This window comes from Actinokineospora sp. NPDC004072, from assembly GCF_053604195.1.
This window is the reverse complement of sequence record NZ_JBSGHB010000031.1, coordinates 1-16,265: the sequence shown is the minus strand read 5'-3', so window position 1 is coordinate 16,265 and position 16,265 is coordinate 1. Positions and strand designations below refer to the sequence as shown.

Sequence of the window (16,265 nt, the reverse complement as noted above, 5' to 3'; positions counted from 1 at the left end):
GTGGTCAACGGACCCGGCGAAGCCCGCGAAGCCGACCTCGGCGTCGCCTCCGGCAACGGCAAAGGCCAGATCTTCGTCAAGGGCCAGGTCATCAAGACCGTCCCCGAACACCAGATCGTGGAGACCCTGATCGAGGAGGCCATGCGGCTGGCCGAAGCCGCGGACGGCGGCGGGGAGCCGGTCGTCATCGTGCCCTGATTCCCAGGAGGAGCATGACCCAGCAACCCGACCTGCCGACCAGCCCGTTCGACCGGCCCGACGTCCTCGCCCTCCCGCCCGCAGTGCTGGCGATGCAGGACCGCGGCCCGGTGTGCCGGTTCCGCACGATGGTCGGCGACGAGGCGTGGATGGTCACCCGGTTCGACGCGGCGCGGCAGCTGTTCCTCGACCCCCGGCTCACCCGGTCGCACCCGGACCCGGGCAACGCGCCCCGGGTAACCCACTCCGCGCTGCTCGACGGCTCGGACTGGGAGTACCAGGACTACGAGACCGAGCACGCCAGCGAAGCCGCCCTGCGCGCCCTGCTCACCAAGTCCTTCTCCGCCAGGCGGATGGCGGCGCTCACCCCCCGGGTCGAGGCGCTGGTGGACGAGCTGCTGACCGCGATGGACCAGCACGGCCCCCCGCTCGACCTGCTCGACGCCCTGGCCCGCCCGCTGCCCACGCTGGTCATCTGCGAGCTGCTGGGCGTGCCCCACGAGGAGCGCGAGCGCTTCCAGAAGTGGTCGGAGCAGGGCGCCGACCCGATGGACGCGGGCAGCTCCCGCGCGGCGATGGCGAGCCTGCTGGAGAGCATGGGCGAGCTGCTGGAGCGCAAGCGCGCCGAGCGGGCCGAGGACGTGCTGTCCGACCTGGCCGCCGCCTGCGAGGCCGGGGTGATCGACCCCGACGCGGCGGGCGTCATGGCGGCCGGGCTGCTGTTCGCGGGCAACGCGACCACCGTCGTCGTCATCGCGTGGGGCGCGCTGCACCTGCTGACCAACCCCGACCAGCTGGCCGCGCTGCGGCGCGACCCGGCGCTGCTCGACCCGGCGGTCGAGGAGGTCCTGCGGCGGCGGATGTCGGGCGGCGAGGCGCTGGCCCACTACGCCAGCGCCGACATCGAGATCGGCGGGGTGACGATCAAGGCGGGCGATGCGGTGGTGCTGAACCTGATCGGGGCCAACCACGACCCGCGCGCGTTCGCCGAGCCGCACCGCTTCGACATCACCCGCGACCCCAACCCGCACCTGGCCTTCGGCTACGGCAGGCACCTGTGCGTGGGCCGGAACCTGGCCCGGGTGGAGCTGCGGGCGGTCTTCGGCCGCTTGTTCGCGCGCTTCCCCGGCCTGCGCCTGGCGGTCCCACCGGACCAGCTGCGCCCCGACGGCGACCCCATCGTCGGCGGGCTGCGCGAGCTGCCCGTGACGTGGTGACCCGGACCCACTGCCCCTGACGAGAGGTGAGGACGATGGTGGCCCACAGCGAGACCGCCCGGCTGCTGGACATGGTGTTCGGCTTCATCCCGGCGCAGATCGTGCGCACGATCGCCACGCTGGACCTCGCCGACCAGCTCGCCGACGGGCCGCTCCCCCTCCCCGAGCTGGCGCGGCGCGCCGGGTGCCACGCGCCGTCGCTGCGCAGGCTGCTGCGCGGCGCGGTGCACCTGGGGCTCGTCGAGCTCGGCGACCAGGGCTACGCGCTGACCCCGACCGGGCAGCTCCTGCGCGCGGACGTGCCCGGCTCGGTGAAGGTCATGGCCACGCAGATGAGCGGCGAGCCGACGTGGAGCGCCGCCGGGCGCATCGCGCACACCGTGCGCACCGGCGAACCCGCGGTGGAGCACGTCTTCGGCGCGTCCAGCTACGAGTGGATGGCCGACAACCCCGACACCCAGGACGCCTTCCACCAGTGGATGGCGGCCATGGCCGAGAAGGACGTGCCCGACCTGGTCGCCACCCTGGACTTGGTCAACGTCCGCGAGCTGGTGGACGTGGGCGGCGGCAACGGCGTCCTGATGGCCGGGCTGCTGGCCGCCAACCCAGAGCTGGTGGGCACGATCTTCGACCAGGCCGCTGGCCTGGCCCGCACCCGGGCGGTGCTGGAGCGCGCAGGCGTGTCCGAGCGCTGCACGCTGGTGGCGGGCGACTTCCTCGCCGACCCGCTGCCTGCCGGGGCGGACCTCTACCTGGTCAAGAACACCATCAGCGACTGGTCCGACGACGACGCGGTGCGCATCCTGCGCGCCTGCCGCGCGGCGATGCGCGCCGGGAGCGCGCTGCTGGTGGTCGACATGGTCCTGCCCGACGGCGACCGGGCCGCCGACCCCCTCGCCCTGATGAGCGACCTGTGCACGCTCGCCTGCGGCGGGGCCATCCGCACCGCCGAGGAGTTCGGCGACCTGTTCGCCAAGGCAGGTCTGCGTCTCGTCGCAATCAGCGGAGACCAAGCCGCTACCGGCGTGAGCGTGCTGCGCGCGGTCCAGAACTGACCACCCGCCCCAGAGAGGAAGCACCCGTGTCCCTGACCGATGACCACGTGGCCGACGCGCGGTCCGTGCCGCTGACCTACCAGCGCGCGCCCGACTGCCCCTTCGACCCGGCGCCCGAGCTGGTCCGGCGGCGCGCCGAGGAGCCGGTGGCCCGCTTCCTGCTGCCCAGCGGGGGCACCGCATGGCTGGTCACCCGCCACGCCGACGTCCGCGCCGTGCTCAGCGACCCGCGGTTCAGCAGCGTCCCCCCACCGGACTCGCTGCTGCGCCCGCCCGACCCGGCCCGCTCCACCGAGGCGCCCCCGATCCCGCCCGGCATGTTCGTCGGCATGGACCCGCCCGGGCACACCCGGCTGCGCCGGATGGTGACCGGGGAGTTCACGGTCAAGCGCATGGCCCGGCTGCGCCCGCGCATCGAGCGCATCGTGGCCGAGCACCTCGACGGCATGGAGCGCGCGGGCGGGCCGGTCGACCTCATGCAGGTCTTCGCCCTGCCCATCCCCTCCCTGGTGATCTGCGAGCTGCTGGGCGTGCCCTACCGCGACCGCGACGACTTCCAGCGGCGCAGCCGGATGGCCGTCGAGGTGGACGTGCAGCACGAGGACGGCCTGGCCAACTTCATGGAGATGCACGAGTACATGGCGGGCCTGGTCGCCGCCCAGCGCGCCGAGCCCGGCGACGACCTGCTCGGCATGCTGGTGCGCGAGCACGGCGACGACATCACCGACGAGGAGCTCATCGGCCTGACCAACATGCTGCTCAGCGCGGGCCACGAGACCACCGCCAACGTGCTCGCCATCGGCACGCTCCTGCTCATCCGCAACCCCGAGCAGGCCGCGGTGATCCGGGACCAGCCCGAGCGGGTGGAGCACGCGGTCGAGGAGATGCTGCGCTACCTCTCCGTCGTGCCGAGCACGCTGGTCCGCACCGCGATGGCGGACGTGGCGATCGGCGGCACCACCATCCCGGCAGGCGACCACGTCATGGTCTCGCTTCAGGCGGCCAACCGCGACGGCGAGCGCTACCCGGACGCCGACCGCTTCGACCTCGCCCACGACCCGGAGCTGCACGTGGCGTTCGGCCACGGCATCCACCACTGCCTGGGCCGCCCGCTGGCCAGGATGGAGCTGCAGGTGGCCTTCCCGGCCCTGCTGCGGCGCTTCCCCGGGCTGCGGCTGGCGGTGCCGTTCGAGGACATCAGGTTCCGGCCCAACGCGGCCGCCTACAGCCTGGTGTCGCTGCCGGTGACGTGGTGACCGAGGCGAGGAGGCCCCCCATGCGCGTCAGCGTCGACCAGGAGCGGTGCTGCGGCACCGGCAACTGCGTGATGGTCGACCCCGAGGTGTTCGACCAGCGCGACAGCGACGGCGTCGTCGTCCTGCGGCAGCCGCACCCCGCGGCCGACCGCGCCGACCGGGTGCGGCGGGCCGCCGCCAACTGCCCGTGCGGGGCGATCGAGGTCGACGAGGGCTGAGCGGGCGCGGTGGAGCCGCTGGGGGTGCGCCCCCAGCGGCTCCGGCCTCGTGGTCAGCCGACCGGGTCGGCCGCGGTGAAGGTCGGGATGTACTCCCGCTGGCAGATGAAGATCCCCTGGCAGTACAGCGTCGCGGTGTGCATGCTCCACTGGTCGCTGAGCGGCTTCTTGCGCTTGGGGCCGTGGGAGATCAGCAACCGCTCCGGAGCAGGCCCGTCGTAGGCGGGCATGTCCAGCTGGGCCAGGAGACCGCCCAGCTCGGCGGGCAGGGTCAGCGTGCCGCGGTAGTCGTCGATCGGCTCGTAGGAGACGTGCTCGAACTCGTAGTCGGGCACGCGCACCGGCTCGTCGTAGACGTAGGGGCGGGCGATCAGGTCCAGCTCGAAGGCGGCGCGGGCCAACGGGTGCTGCGACCACCACGGCTGCCTGCGCACGAAGTCGGCCACCGTCGCGTCGAACTCGGCGCGGTGGGCGTGCAGCACCATGTGCGCGACCAGGCCGCTGTCGCGGATGTCGTAGTTCCCCAGGTTCTTCACCGACTCGGCGAAGTACTGGGCGACGTGGGTGTCCAGCCTGCCCTGGAAGTACTCCACGGCCTCGGCGAAGAAGTCCTCGAAGGGCGTGATCCCGCTGCGGTCGAGGTAGTTCGCCAGGTAGTACAGCGCGCGGACGTTGTAGAACGCATGGACGATGTAGGAGTACCAGACGCCCAGCTCGTACTCGGTCGAGTTCACCCAGCGGGTGCTGACGACGATCTCGGCCTCGGCGATCTCGCTGGGCACCCGCGCGGTCCGCACCCCGAACACGTCGCGCTGCTCGTAGATGGGCGTGTTGTGCAGCAGCAGCTGCGGGTAGGTGATGATGACCTCGGCGGTGAGCCGACACAGCTCGGCCACGCCCTTGCGGTAGGACTGCAAGGTCTCCCCCGGCAGCGGCCAGATCAGCTCGATGTTGGAGTTGATCCCCCGCTCCCGCAACGTCTTCTGCAGCGTGATGTAGGCGCTGAGCCGGATGTTGCTGCGCTGGATCTGGTTCAGCGTGCCCTGGTCCATCGACTGCAGCGAGATCGTCTGGCTGGTCACCATGCCGCCGTCGACGAACAGCTGGGTGATCTTGGCCGTGCGGTCCGGCCGGTTCTTCGCCGAGGCGACGTCCACCCGGTACGGCAGGCCGTTCTTCTCCTTGCACGCCACGATGAACTCGGTGAACTCCACGTCGCGCGGCCCGATGCCCCAGTTGGCGTCGGCGATGAAGATGGAGTGGAAGCCGTGCTCGGAGATCCAGGCGATGTCCTGCTTCACCCGGTCGTCGTCGAACTTGTACACCTTGTCGTTGGTGGCCGCGCCCCACGCGCAGAACCCGCAGTTGAACGGGCAGCCGCGGTTGGTCTCCAGGATGGCGAAGCTGTACTCGCGCTCCTTGAACACCCCGGTCAGGAACGGCGACGGCACCTCGGAGAGGTCCTTGATCCGCTCGGCCTTCGGGGTGGTGATCAGCTGGCCGTCCTCCCAGAAGCTCAGCCCCTCCACCGCGCGCAGGTCCATCGCGCCGCTGACCACCTGCTTGAGGTAGGCGTAGAAGGTGCGCTCGCCCTCGCCGTTGCAGACGACGATGTTCTCCCGCTCCGGCGGCACGTACTTGGCCAGGTGGTTCATCACCTGCGGGCCGCCGAGGATTATCTTCGCCTCCGGCAGCGCGCGGTAGAGCTGTTCGAGCAACCACTTGGTGGTGCCCATGTTCCACAGGTAGCAGCTCACCGCGTAGACGTCGCTGCCGCGGCGGATCAGCTCGTCGGCGATGGCGTCCCGATCGCCGTTGATGTTGCGGGAGACGATCTCGAACTCGCACTCGGCGGCGAGCTGCGGGTCCTGCGCGGCGTAGGCCTGCAGGTAGCCGGTCGCGAGCGGCAGAACACCCTCGTAGGTGGTCAGTTCGACGAACGTGACTTTCGTGCCCATTGGTCCGACCTTCGCTTCATCGAGCCGACAAGCGCAACGCGGGGCGAACCCGAACGGCGAACCCGCGATGCCCCCGGGCGCACCGGGTTCGGCGGAGTGCCCAACCGTAGGACGGCGCGCGGACCGCCGACAACCGAAGCCAACTCGAACGACCGGCGCGCCAGGTGGATCACACCGGGCCGGTCGGCCGTAACGGGCGCGGCGGGCGGCCCGACCCCACTGGCATGAAGTTCGCTCATGTTGTGGCGGGTGCGGTCGTCGGCGTCCTGGTGACCGGCTGCGGTCCCGCGGTCACCGGCCAGCCGGTCCCCTCGGGGTCGGGCAGCGCCACCCCCACGACGACACCGACGGCCCCTGCGACAACCCCGACGACGTCCAGGGCGTCGATCCCGTCGATCAGCATCAACATCAAGCCCCCCACGACGACCGCGGCTGCCGACGGGATGCCGCCGCTGACGGTGGACGAGAGCCTGCCCGCCCAGTACTGCGACGCGACCTTCAAGGGCGCCCTGGGCAAGCCGATGCACGCCGTGGTCGTGGAAACCCCTGGCGGCGTCCTCGGCTGCGAGGAGGCGGGCGCGATCCTGTTCGACTACTACGCCCAGCGCCCCGAGCCGGAGTTCGGGCTCGACCCGGTCCACATCGGTCCGCTGGCCTGCAACCAGGCCCGCGAAGGCCAGCTCGCGCAGGTGATCTGCGCCGACGCCGACAACCTCATCTACGCCATGTGGCCGCAGACCTGAGCGCGCCGTCCATCAGCCCGATCATCCCCGACACCAGCCGCATCTGGTCGACGGTGCGGATGTCGGCCTCCACGAGCCGGGGCGAGCAGACCAGCAGCGCGACGGCCTGGGCGCGGGACAGCGCGACGTTGACGCGGTTGCGCGAGAGCAGGAAGTCCAGCCCGCGCGGCAGGTCCAGCGCCGACGACGAGGTCATCGTGGCGATCACGACCGGGGCCTCCTGGCCCTGGAACCGGTCCACGGTCCCGACCCGGACGCCGGGGAAGCCCGCGTGCTCCAGCGCGCGGGCGACCACGCGGGTCTGCAGGTTGTAGGGCGCGACGACCAGGATGTCCTCATCGGTGAGCTGGCGGAGGGCGTCCTGGTCGCGCCACGGCCTGCCGTGCAGGTCGGCGACGATCGCGGCGATCGCGGCCGCTTCCTCCGGGGAGCTGGTCGTGTTGCCCTCGTGGTCGACCTCGACCAGGTGCAGGCCCGACGGGACGCCATCGATGCCGCGCCCGGCCGCGGTCGGGTGGGCGTGCAGGCGGCCCGCGTAGGACAGGCGGGAGACCGGCGCGCAGACGGCGGGGTGCATGCGCCGGGTCTGGTCGAGGAAGTAGCCCAGCTCGGCCGGGATGATGTCGGCGTCGCCGATGAGGTGGCCGAGCGCGGAGGCGTCCGCGCCCGGCGGGTGGGTGCCCTGCACGACCTGCGGGAGCTGCTGGGGGTCGCCGAGGAGCACCAGGTTGCGGGCGCAGGTGGACACCGCCAGCGCGTCGGCCAGGGAGAACTGGCCCGCCTCGTCGACGATCAGCACGTCGACCGGTTCGGCGCGCATCGCCGCGGAGGTGAACTGCCAGGCGGTGCCGCCGACCAGGTGACCGTCCGGGTGGTCGGCGCGCCAGCGGGCCAGCCCGGCGTTGTCCTTGGGCTGGTCCCAGCGCGCGTCCGGGTCGGGGGCGCTGCGCGGGCGCTTGGCGCAGGGGATGCCGGGCGCGGTGGCCAGGGCGGCGGCGAGGACGTTCTCGACGGCCTTGTGGCTGTTCGAGGTGACCCCGACCGTGCGGCCGGTGTCCACGAGGTGGGCGATGAGCTTGCCCGCGAGGTAGGTCTTGCCCGCCCCCGGCGGTCCCTGCACGGCCAGGGTCGAGCCGTCCAGGGCGTCGACGGCGCTGATCACCGTGGCCACGAGGTCAGGGCCCGGTTCGGGCAGGGCGGCCCCGTCGCGCAGGCGCGGCGGGAGGCGGCGCAGCAGGTCGATGCCGGGGTGCGCGGGCAGGCGCGGCAGGCAGGCGACGACCTGCTCGGCGAGGTCGGCGATCGCCTCGTCCTTCGGCGCAGGCCGCACCGGCTCGCCGGGCAGCACCGCCTGCGGCAGGTCATCGGCGATCTCGGCGGGCTTGGCGCTCTCCAGCAGCTCGATGTGCTCGGCGGAGGCGGCGGTCACCTGGGCCGCGCGGCTGGTCGGCCCGTACCGGAGGCGGACCTTCTCGCCGCGGGTGAACGGGTGCGGGCGGTCGGGGTCGCAGCGCAGGGTCACCCGCCGCTTGGCCAGGCCGTTCTTCCGCGTCGGCAGCTCCCAGCCCGCCGCGTCGACGTGGACGGGCACGGCGCAGGTGGTGTCGGCTTCGAGGTCGGCGAGGGGCGCGGCGAGCTGGCGGAAGAACTCCCACCACGCCGGGTTGGTCTCCCGCCGGTGGTAGCCGACCAGGGCGGCCAGCAGCGCGCGGGCCTCGTCGTCGGGGGTGCGGTCGGCCGGGTCGGCGGGCAGCCCCGCGCCGAGCGCGGCCACCAGCTCCACGACCCGCGCGGCCCGCTCGGTCTGCTGCTGCTGCTCGTCGGCGGGCTCCTCGACGACCACGCGCGTCTCGATGCCGTGGTCGGCGCGCACCTGGTGCAGGAACTCGAACAGCTTCTGCGTGGAGACGCAGTCGTACTCGTTGTAGTCGGCGATGCCGCGCAGGACGTCCTCGGCGCTGTCGGTCTCGCCGTCGACCATGTGCGCCAGGTACCGCTCGTACGCCTCGATGCTCGACGCGGCGGTCTTGACCTCGCCTTCGCGGGCGTCGGGCATGTAGAGCGGTTCGAGGGCCTTGATGGAGTACGAGCGCTGGGAGACCCGCAGCGCCTTGCGCACCACGGCGTAGAGGTCGACCAGGGCGTTGCGGCGCAGGAGGGCGTCGACCTCGGCTTCCCGGGTGCCGTGCAGCGCGGCCAGCCGCTTGATGGCCGAGGACTCGTAGGGCGCGTAGTGGTAGATGTGCGCGTCGGGGTGCGCGGCCAGCCGGGCCACGGCGAAGTCGATGAACTGCTCGAACGCCACCCGCTCCTCGGCGCGGCTGTGCGCCCAGAACGGGGTGAACGCGCCGTCGGCGACGACCCCGAAGAGGTACTCCAGCCCGTCGCCGCCCGCGACGTAGGGGTCGCCCTCCATGTCGAAGAACAGGTCGCCCGGGCTCGGCGGCGGCAGCTCGGCCAGCGCCTCGGGGTCGGCGATCTCGTAGTCGACGGCGCCGGTGGCGTCCTGGCGGACCTGGATGGCCGCCTGCGCGCGCAGGGCGGTGAACGAGCCAGCGGATAGCGTGCTGGGTCGGGTGGTCGCGGTGGCGAGGGCGTCGATGGTGGTGATGCCCGCGGCGACCAGCTTGCGCCGCTGGTCGGCGCGGATGCCCGCGACCAGCGCCAGGTCGCGGTCGGCCTCGCGGCCCGCGGCGCAGTGCTCGGCGAAGCGGCAGCCCGAGCACGCGGGCCGCTCGTCGCCCCACAGCCGCTCGGGCAGCCGGGCGGGCCGGGTGGTGAGCCGGTGGCGCAGGCGGTGCAGCAGCGGGAGGAAGTCGTCCACGCGCAGGGTGACCCGGCTGCCGTCGCCGAGCAGCAGGTGCATGTTCGGCCCCGCAGGCCAGCCCGCGCAGGCCAGGGCGTCGGCGTAGGCGGCGAGCTGGATCACCGCCGAGGGGCGGGCGTGCCGGGCGAGCTTGGTGTCGTAGACCTCGTAGCGGCCCTCGGCGTCGCGCATGAGGAAGTCGGCCCGGCCGCTGAAGCCCGCGTCGTGGAAGACCGCCTGGTAGACGACGGGCGCGTGGGCGCGCAGGGCCGCGGCGGTCTCGGCGGCCGCGGCCACCGGGTCGGGGTCGTCGATGCGCACGACCGTGCGCTGCCTGCCGACCCGGGCCAGGGTGGCCTGCTCGTGGGCGCGGCCGTGCTTGACCGTGAGCTGGTCCGGCCCGGCGCCCGGCCGCGGCGCCCCGGGTAGCCCGGCCGCGTGCGCCTGCGCCAGCACGCTGCGGTGCTCGCATTCCAGCAGGTCGGCCAGGTCGGACGGAGTGTGCATCGCCGGGCAGTCTCCCACCGCGGCGGCCCGGGACCGGGCCGACACGCGGTCAGCTGGCGATGCGGTCGGCGCCCGCGCGTTCGTGGAAGGCGCGGCGGTAGGCGCTCGGGGACATGCCGACGCTGCGGGCGAAGTGCGCGCGCAGGCTCGTGGGCGCGCCGAACCCGCAGGTGGCGGCGATCCAGCTGATCGGGCGGTCGCTGGTCTCCAGGAACTGCTGGGCCCGGCGCACCCGCTGCTGGAGCAGCCAGCGCAGCGGCGACATGCCCAGCACCTCGGCGAAGCGCCGCTCGACGGTCCGCGCGCTGACGTGGGCCCGGGCGGCCAGGTCGGCGGTGGTCAGCGGCAGGTGCAGGTGCTCGTCCGCCCAGTCGAGCAGGGCGGCCAGCCAGTCGCCGGTGGCCGCGGGCGCGGCGGGGCGGTGGTACTGGGCCTGGCCGCCGTCGCGGTGGGGCGGGGTGACCAGCCTGCGGGCCAGCTCGGCGGCGACCGCCGCGCCGTGGTCGATCCGCACCAGGTGCAGGCACGCATCGATGCCCGCGACCGTCCCGGCGGAGGTGATCACGTTGGCGTCCTCGACGTAGAGCACGGACGGGTCGACGCGGACGGCGGGGTAGCGGCGGTCCAGCTCCTCCGCGTGCAGCCAGTGGGTGGTGGCCCGGCGCCCGTCGAGCACGCCCGCGGCGGCGAGGATGAACGCGCCGGAGCAGATCGACAGGATGCGCGTCCCGCGGGCGTACGCCTCCCGGACGACCTCGACCAGCTCGGCGGGCGGGGCGTCGTGCACGTTGGTGCAGGCCGGGACGACGAGGGTGTCGATCGCGTCGAGGTCCCACCCGGCCGCGGCCGGGGCGACGGTGAAGCCCGGGCTGAGCCGGACCGGCGCGCCGCCGACGGGGACCACGGCGAACTCGTACCAGGGGTCGGCCAGGTGCGGCCGGTCGACGCCGAACACCTGGCACGGCACGGCCGCCTCGAAGATCGGCATGTCGTCGGTGACGGCCATGACGACGCGGTGGGGACGCATGTCGGGAACCTAGCGCAGGTTGTCGCCGCGGGCGGTCGCCGAGCGGGGCCGCGGGCAGCAGGATTCCGACCGGATTTCGCACGCTGCTGGAGGGATCATGACGACAGTCGCGGTGTTCGGCGCGTACGGGCACACCGCCCGGTTCGTGACCGCTGAGCTGCTGGCCCGCGGCCTGACGCCGGTGCTGTCCGGACGGGACGCGGCGCGGCTGGCCGCCGTCGCCGGGGACGTGGCGGCCCGGGTCGCCGCGGTCGAGCACCCGGAGTCGCTGGACCGCGCGCTCGCCGGGGCCGACGCGGTGATCAACTGCGCAGGCCCGTTCGGCGACACCGCGCCGGCGCTGGTGGAGGCCGCCCGACGGGCTGGAATCCCCTATCTGGACATCACCGGCGAAACCCTGGTCGCAATGGACACGTTCAACACCTACCGCGGGCTGACCGACATCGTCATCGCCCCCGCGATGGGCTTCTACGGCGCGTTGGGCGATCTGCTCGCCACCGCGGCGATGGGCGAGTGGCCCGACGCCGACGAGATCGCGGTCGCGGTGGCCCTCGATAGCTGGCGCCCCACCCGCGGCACCCTCCTCGCGGGCCAGCGGCGCGCAGGCCGCCGGGTCGTGTTCACCGACCACCGCCTGCAGGTCCTCGCGGGCGACGAGCCGCCCCCGCGCTCGACGTGGCCGTTCGCCGAGCCGTTCGGCGTCCAGGAGGTCGTGGGCCAGTTCTCGACGAACGACGTGGTGACCATCGCCCAGCACCTCACGACCGGGCGGATCGACGCCTACCTCAACACCACCCCGCTCCAAGACCTCGCCGACCCGACCACCACCGGCCCCCAGCCCGCCGACCCCAGCGGCCGGTCCGCCCAGACCTTCCTGGTCGAGGTCGCCGTCCGCCGCGGTCCCGACACCCGCCGCGCCGCCGCCCGCGGCCGCGACATCTACGCCATCACCGCCCCGATCGCCGTCGAGGCCACCCAGCGCATCCTGTCCGGCCGCACCCGCGCCACCGGCGCCATCACCGCGGGCCAAGCCTTCGACCCCGAGGACTTCCTGCGCGCCCTCCCCCTCGACGCCCTGTCGCTGCCGGGCGCGGAGCAGGGCTTGGTGGCAGCCTCACCGGTATGGGAGACCCGACCCGGATGACCGACGGCCCGGAGCGGCGGCTGCTCGACTACCTGCTCGACCACACCCGGGCCGAGCTGATCGGCACGGTGCGCGGACTGTCCGAAGCGGAGGCCCGCCGCAGGCTCGTCCCCTCCATGACCACCTCGATAGGGTTGCTCAAGCACGCCGCCTTCGCCGAGCGCAAGTGGTTCCAGAGCATCCTCGCCGGACTGCCGGACTCCGAATGCGACGGTCCGATGGCGGGTGAGGCCAGCTTCGAGGTCGGCCCGGACGAGACGGTCGCCGACGTGATCGCCGAGTTCGAGCGCGCCAGCGCCCGCGCCCGCGCGATCGCCGCCGACATCCCCCTCGACGCGGTGCGCCCTCACCCGACCTTCGGGGCGGTCAGCCTCCGGTGGATCTACCTGCTCATGATCCAGGAGTTCGCCCGTCACAGCGGCCACGGCGACATCCTGCGCGAGCAAACCGAGGCCGCCCGCGAGAGCTGATGGCCCCGGAAACGGTTGGACGGGGTGGCAGGCGGGCTTGTAGCGTGCGGTCGACCGTGGTGGCCGTGAGGAGGTGGGAGCCGTGAACGCTGGTGTCGTGTGGGTGCTCCCCTGCCGAACGCGGTCGGGCGGCTGACGGAGGTGTCGCCGGGAGCGCCTCAAGCGGGGTACTTCCGAAGGGCACGTCATGGATGTGGTGATCGCCGGCTGCGGGCCGGTTGGGGCGATGCTGGCCGCGGAGTTGCGGCTGCACGGTGTGCGGGTGCTCATTGTGGAGCGGGACACCGAGCCTGCGTCGTTCGTGCGCATTGTCGGGCTGCACATTCGCAGCATCGAGCTGATGGCGATGCGCGGGCTGCTGGACCGCCTGCTCGACCACGGGCGGAAGCGGCCGGTGGCGGGGTTCTTCGCAGCCATCCCCAAACCGGTGCCGGAGGGGCTGGATTCGGCCTACGACTTCCTGTTGGGCATTCCGCAGCCCGTCGTCGTCCGGCTGCTGGAGGAGCACGCGGCCAGCCTGGGCGCTCAGGTCAGGCGGGGTTGCGCGGTGGTCGGGTTCGAGCAGGACGACGACGGGGTGACGGTCGAGCTGACCGGTGGTAGGCGGGTGCGGGCGCGTTATCTCGTCGGGTGCGACGGGGCGCGCAGCACGGTGCGCAAGCTGCTCGGGGTCGGGTTCCCCGGCGAGCCCTCGCGGTCGGAGACGTTGATGGGCGAGATGGAGCTGGGGGCCTCGCGCGAGGAGGTCGCCGAGGTGGTGGCCGGGGTCCAGCAGACCAACTTCAGCCTGACGCCCTTCGGGGAACCGGTCTACCGGGTGGTCGTGCCCGCGATTGGCGTCGGTGAGGGCGCGGAGCCGACCATCGAGGACTTCCGGCGCGCTCTGCTGGCGGTCGCCGGGACCGACCTCGGGGTGCGCGCACCCCGCTGGCTGTCCCGGTTCGGCGACGCCACGCGGCTGGTCGACCGCTACCGGGTCGGCCGGGTGCTGCTGGCAGGCGACGCGGCGCACATCCACCCGCCCGCGGGCGGGCAGGGCCTCAACCTGGGCGTGCAGGACGCGGTCAACCTGGGCTGGAAGCTGGCCGCGCAGGTCCGCGGGTGGGCGCCCGCTCCCCTGCTGGACAGCTACGAGGCCGAGCGCCGCCCGGTGGCCGCGGCCGTGCTGGACAACACCCGCGCCCAGGTCGCGCTGTCGGCCGCCGAGCCGGGCGCGCAGGCCCTGCGGCGGCTGCTCAGCGAGCTGATGGACATCAACGAGGTCAACCGCCACCTGATGGCGAAGATCACCGGCATCGACCTCCGCTACGACTTCGGACCCGGCCCCGACCTCCTCGGCAGGCGCATGCCCGACACCGACCTCGCGCAGGGCCGCCTCTACGACCTGCTGCACCGCGGCCGCGGCCTGCTGCTGGACCGCACCGGGCGCCTAGCCGTCGGCGGGTGGGCGGATCGGGTCGACCACCTCGTGGACCCGGCGGGCACCCCGAGCGTCCTCCTGCGCCCGGACGGCCATGTCGCGTGGATCGGCGCCGACCAGCGCGATCTGGACGACCAGCTCACCCGCTGGTTCGGTCAGAGCCGCGGGGCGTAGGGGGCGATGCCGACGATCAGGATGCACCGCTGGCCCGGCCCGGGGCCGTCGCCGCGGCGCACGGGGCCGACGTAGTGGCTGACCCGGTGGTCGTGCACGACGTAGGTCTCCAGCGGCTCGGTGAGGGTGAACCGGGCGTGGACCTCGCCGGGGACCTCGTCCGGCTGCCTGCCCGCGCTGCGCGGGGTGGCGATGACGTTCTCCCCGCCGGCGATGTTGGTGCAGTCGACCAGGTGCGCGTAGGTGAAGGTCGCGGTGGACCCGCCGTCCTGGTGCAGGCAGTTCGGCGAGGACACCGCGACCTCGTCGGCGTCCCGGACGGCGAGCTTGATCATGTGGACGCCCGCCCAGATCGGCCACCGGGTCAGCTCGTCGAGCCACAGCAGCCGCTCGACGTCGGAGCGGACCAAGGCGCCCAGCAGCGGGTTGCGCCGCAGCTGGTCGGGCACGTCGGGGAAAGCGCGCACCATGCTCGGGTACTCGGGGTTGTGGTCGTCCTGGTAGTAGTCCGACATGCCGTCGTGCGCGGGGAGCCAGTGGAGTTCGCCGTTCCACGGCAGGTAGACGGCGTTGCAGTACCGGCGGAAGCGGTTGGTGCCGGGGGCGTAGGGGTCCGGGGGCAGGTCGGCGAACGCCGCGGTGATCTCCCGCAGGTCGGCCTCGTCCGCGGTGATGGGCAGCTCGGCGCGGGCGTAGCGGGCGAACCCGCGCTCCCGCACGGTGTCGGTCTTCATCGCCTGGTTCATGTCGTCCTCCCTGCATCGGCGGGCGTCAGCGGTTCACCGGAGGGGACCTCGGTCAGCGCGACCAGCTCATCGACCACCGCCGCAGGCCCACCCGCGACCGCGCGCTGCCGGTCGGCCCCGGTCCCGGTGATCGCCAAGCGCTCGAAGAGGCCCGCGACCACGGCGTCGTCGCCGTGCTCCACCAGCGCGTCCCGCACGTGCCCGACCAGCACCTCGGCCTGCGCCGCGGTGGGCACCACCCGCCCGCTGAGCGGGTCGAGCCCCGACCCCGCCCACCCGTCGCGCGCGGCCCGCCAGTAGGCGGCCCGCAGCAGCTCCTCGGCAGGCCGCGGGCCGCGGTCGCCGTTGCGAACCATCGCCAGCGAGGTCACCACCAGTGCCCGGACCAGCACCGCCACCGCGACGGTGTCCTCGACGTCGGCGGGCACGTCCATGCACCGCACCTCGATCGTCGGCAGCCGCGGATGGGGCCGGATGTCCCAGAAGGGCAGCCCGCGCACGGGCATCGCGCCGAGGTCGAACATGGCGTCGGCCACCTGGTCGTAGTGCTCCATCGACGTGACATAGGGCGGTGGCCCAAGGCAGGGGAACCGGCTGCGGACGACCGCCCGCCAACTCGCGTACCCGGTGTCGCGGCCGTCGTAGAACGCGGAATTGGCCGTCAACGCCACCAGGAGCGGCAACCACGGCCGCAGGTGGTTGAGGACCAGCACCGCCTCCCGCTTGTCCGGCACCTCGACGTGCACATGCATCGCGGACACGGCGAAGTCCGCCATCATCGACCGGTATTTGTCGACACTGGCCTGATAACGCGGATTCCCGCCGATATCGGCCATCCTCCCGCCCCCGACCACCGGCATCGCCACCGCGCACAACCGCACCCCCCGTTCCCGCGCCACCCCCGCCACCACCCGCCGCGCCCGCACCAAGTCCTCACGCAACCCCCGCCACCCACCATGCGGCGCCGTCCGCACCTCGATCTGGCAGTTGTTGAACTCCCCCGCCACCAGCCCACCCAGCACCCCCGCGGCCCCCACAACCACCGTCTCCCCCGCGCCGACGACCCCGCGGCTGACCGGATCAACCAGGAAGTGCTCCTCCTCCACCCCGACCAGGGGCGGTCGACCCTCCACCTCGCCCAACCCCTCCCATGATCCAACCCGCCCGTAACAGCCACCCCCGGTATAACCAATTCCACGCCTTTCACCCGCCTCGGGCCAGAATTTCACCCTAAGAGGGTGTCTCACGTGGGTTGATCTAGGTCTGCGATGATCTTGTTGTGGACAGGTTGTCGCTGCGGTTGGTGCCGGATGAGTTGTGGGCGCT

General features: G+C 73.0%; 14 protein-coding genes. 9 read left to right on the top strand and 5 right to left on the bottom strand.

Annotation, left to right across the window (positions count from 1 at the left end; translation table 11 throughout):
- The 5 genes from ACWEPX_RS31300 to ACWEPX_RS31280 form a co-directional block, all read left to right on the top strand.
- Positions 1 to 198 (top strand): flavodoxin-dependent (E)-4-hydroxy-3-methylbut-2-enyl-diphosphate synthase (locus ACWEPX_RS31300; protein ID WP_451900878.1); only part of this gene is annotated, 198 nt, incomplete at its 5' end.
- Positions 199 to 212: 14 nt separating this feature from the next.
- Positions 213 to 1,415, top strand: coding sequence for a cytochrome P450 (locus tag ACWEPX_RS31295; protein WP_451900877.1), 1,203 nt, complete (start codon positions 213 to 215; stop codon positions 1,413 to 1,415).
- A gap of 35 nt (positions 1,416 to 1,450) precedes the next feature.
- A complete protein-coding gene (locus ACWEPX_RS31290; RefSeq protein WP_451900876.1) occupies positions 1,451 to 2,470 on the top strand; it encodes a methyltransferase in 1,020 nt (339 codons plus the stop codon).
- A gap of 26 nt (positions 2,471 to 2,496) precedes the next feature.
- Positions 2,497 to 3,726 (top strand): cytochrome P450, encoded by a 1,230-nt coding sequence (locus ACWEPX_RS31285; protein ID WP_451900875.1) that lies wholly within the window; start codon positions 2,497 to 2,499, stop codon positions 3,724 to 3,726.
- Positions 3,727 to 3,746: 20 nt separating this feature from the next.
- Positions 3,747 to 3,944 carry a ferredoxin gene (locus ACWEPX_RS31280; RefSeq protein ID WP_451900874.1) on the top strand — a complete coding sequence of 66 codons (198 nt, stop codon included), beginning with the start codon at positions 3,747 to 3,749 and terminating at the stop codon, positions 3,942 to 3,944.
- Between the two features lie 53 nt (positions 3,945 to 3,997).
- Here the strand turns inward: ACWEPX_RS31280 and ACWEPX_RS31275 are convergent, their stop codons facing one another.
- Positions 3,998 to 5,902, bottom strand: a complete 1,905-nt coding sequence (locus ACWEPX_RS31275; RefSeq protein WP_451900873.1) for a B12-binding domain-containing radical SAM protein — start codon at positions 5,900 to 5,902, stop codon at positions 3,998 to 4,000.
- Between the two features lie 224 nt (positions 5,903 to 6,126).
- Here ACWEPX_RS31275 and ACWEPX_RS31270 point away from each other — a divergent pair, with 224 nt between their 5' ends.
- Positions 6,127 to 6,645: a hypothetical protein gene (locus ACWEPX_RS31270; RefSeq protein ID WP_451900872.1), complete on the top strand. Its 519-nt coding sequence runs from the start codon at positions 6,127 to 6,129 to the stop codon at positions 6,643 to 6,645.
- Here the strand turns inward: ACWEPX_RS31270 and ACWEPX_RS31265 are convergent.
- Complete coding sequence (locus ACWEPX_RS31265) at positions 6,617 to 9,958, bottom strand: TM0106 family RecB-like putative nuclease (RefSeq protein ID WP_451900871.1); 3,342 nt, start codon at positions 9,956 to 9,958, stop codon at positions 6,617 to 6,619. The genes ACWEPX_RS31270 and ACWEPX_RS31265 overlap by 29 nt on opposite strands.
- 49 nt (positions 9,959 to 10,007) lie before the next feature.
- Positions 10,008 to 10,985: a GlxA family transcriptional regulator gene (locus tag ACWEPX_RS31260; protein ID WP_451900870.1), complete on the bottom strand. Its 978-nt coding sequence runs from the start codon at positions 10,983 to 10,985 to the stop codon at positions 10,008 to 10,010.
- 97 nt (positions 10,986 to 11,082) lie between these two features.
- On the opposite strand from ACWEPX_RS31260, the gene ACWEPX_RS31255 reads away from it, so the two are divergent.
- From ACWEPX_RS31255 to ACWEPX_RS31245, 3 genes are all read left to right on the top strand, one after another.
- Positions 11,083 to 12,129: a saccharopine dehydrogenase family protein gene (locus tag ACWEPX_RS31255; RefSeq protein WP_451900869.1), complete on the top strand. Its 1,047-nt coding sequence runs from the start codon at positions 11,083 to 11,085 to the stop codon at positions 12,127 to 12,129.
- Positions 12,108 to 12,599 (top strand): DinB family protein, encoded by a 492-nt coding sequence (locus tag ACWEPX_RS31250; RefSeq protein WP_451900868.1) that lies wholly within the window; start codon positions 12,108 to 12,110, stop codon positions 12,597 to 12,599. Before ACWEPX_RS31255 ends, ACWEPX_RS31250 begins: the two co-directional genes overlap by 22 nt.
- Positions 12,600 to 12,786: 187 nt before the next feature.
- Positions 12,787 to 14,193 (top strand): FAD-dependent monooxygenase, encoded by a 1,407-nt coding sequence (locus ACWEPX_RS31245; protein ID WP_451900867.1) that lies wholly within the window; start codon positions 12,787 to 12,789, stop codon positions 14,191 to 14,193.
- Here the strand turns inward: ACWEPX_RS31245 and ACWEPX_RS31240 are convergent.
- Complete coding sequence (locus ACWEPX_RS31240; RefSeq protein ID WP_451900866.1) at positions 14,175 to 14,939, bottom strand: 2OG-Fe dioxygenase family protein; 765 nt, start codon at positions 14,937 to 14,939, stop codon at positions 14,175 to 14,177. The two genes, ACWEPX_RS31245 and ACWEPX_RS31240, sit on opposite strands and share 19 nt — an antisense overlap.
- Entirely contained in the window at positions 14,936 to 16,072 is a 1,137-nt protein-coding gene (locus ACWEPX_RS31235; RefSeq protein WP_451900865.1) for a carboxylate-amine ligase, read from the bottom strand. Before ACWEPX_RS31235 ends, ACWEPX_RS31240 begins: the two co-directional genes overlap by 4 nt.
- Positions 16,073 to 16,265: the final 193 nt, after the last annotated feature.

Bases quoted from the DNA above. Each gene is read 5' to 3' on its own strand.
- ACWEPX_RS31295 (WP_451900877.1), top strand. From the start codon at position 213: ATGACCCAGCAACCCGACCTGCCGACCAGCCCGTTCGACCGGCCCGAC.
- ACWEPX_RS31290 (WP_451900876.1), top strand. From the start codon at position 1,451: ATGGTGGCCCACAGCGAGACCGCCCGGCTGCTGGACATGGTGTTCGGC.
- ACWEPX_RS31280 (WP_451900874.1), top strand. From the start codon at position 3,747: ATGCGCGTCAGCGTCGACCAGGAGCGGTGCTGCGGCACCGGCAACTGC.
- ACWEPX_RS31275 (WP_451900873.1), bottom strand. From the start codon at position 5,902: ATGGGCACGAAAGTCACGTTCGTCGAACTGACCACCTACGAGGGTGTT.
- ACWEPX_RS31270 (WP_451900872.1), top strand. From the start codon at position 6,127: ATGAAGTTCGCTCATGTTGTGGCGGGTGCGGTCGTCGGCGTCCTGGTG.
- ACWEPX_RS31265 (WP_451900871.1), bottom strand. From the start codon at position 9,958: ATGCACACTCCGTCCGACCTGGCCGACCTGCTGGAATGCGAGCACCGC.
- ACWEPX_RS31260 (WP_451900870.1), bottom strand. From the start codon at position 10,985: ATGCGTCCCCACCGCGTCGTCATGGCCGTCACCGACGACATGCCGATC.
- ACWEPX_RS31255 (WP_451900869.1), top strand. From the start codon at position 11,083: ATGACGACAGTCGCGGTGTTCGGCGCGTACGGGCACACCGCCCGGTTC.
- ACWEPX_RS31250 (WP_451900868.1), top strand. From the start codon at position 12,108: ATGGGAGACCCGACCCGGATGACCGACGGCCCGGAGCGGCGGCTGCTC.
- ACWEPX_RS31245 (WP_451900867.1), top strand. From the start codon at position 12,787: ATGGATGTGGTGATCGCCGGCTGCGGGCCGGTTGGGGCGATGCTGGCC.
- ACWEPX_RS31240 (WP_451900866.1), bottom strand. From the start codon at position 14,939: ATGAACCAGGCGATGAAGACCGACACCGTGCGGGAGCGCGGGTTCGCC.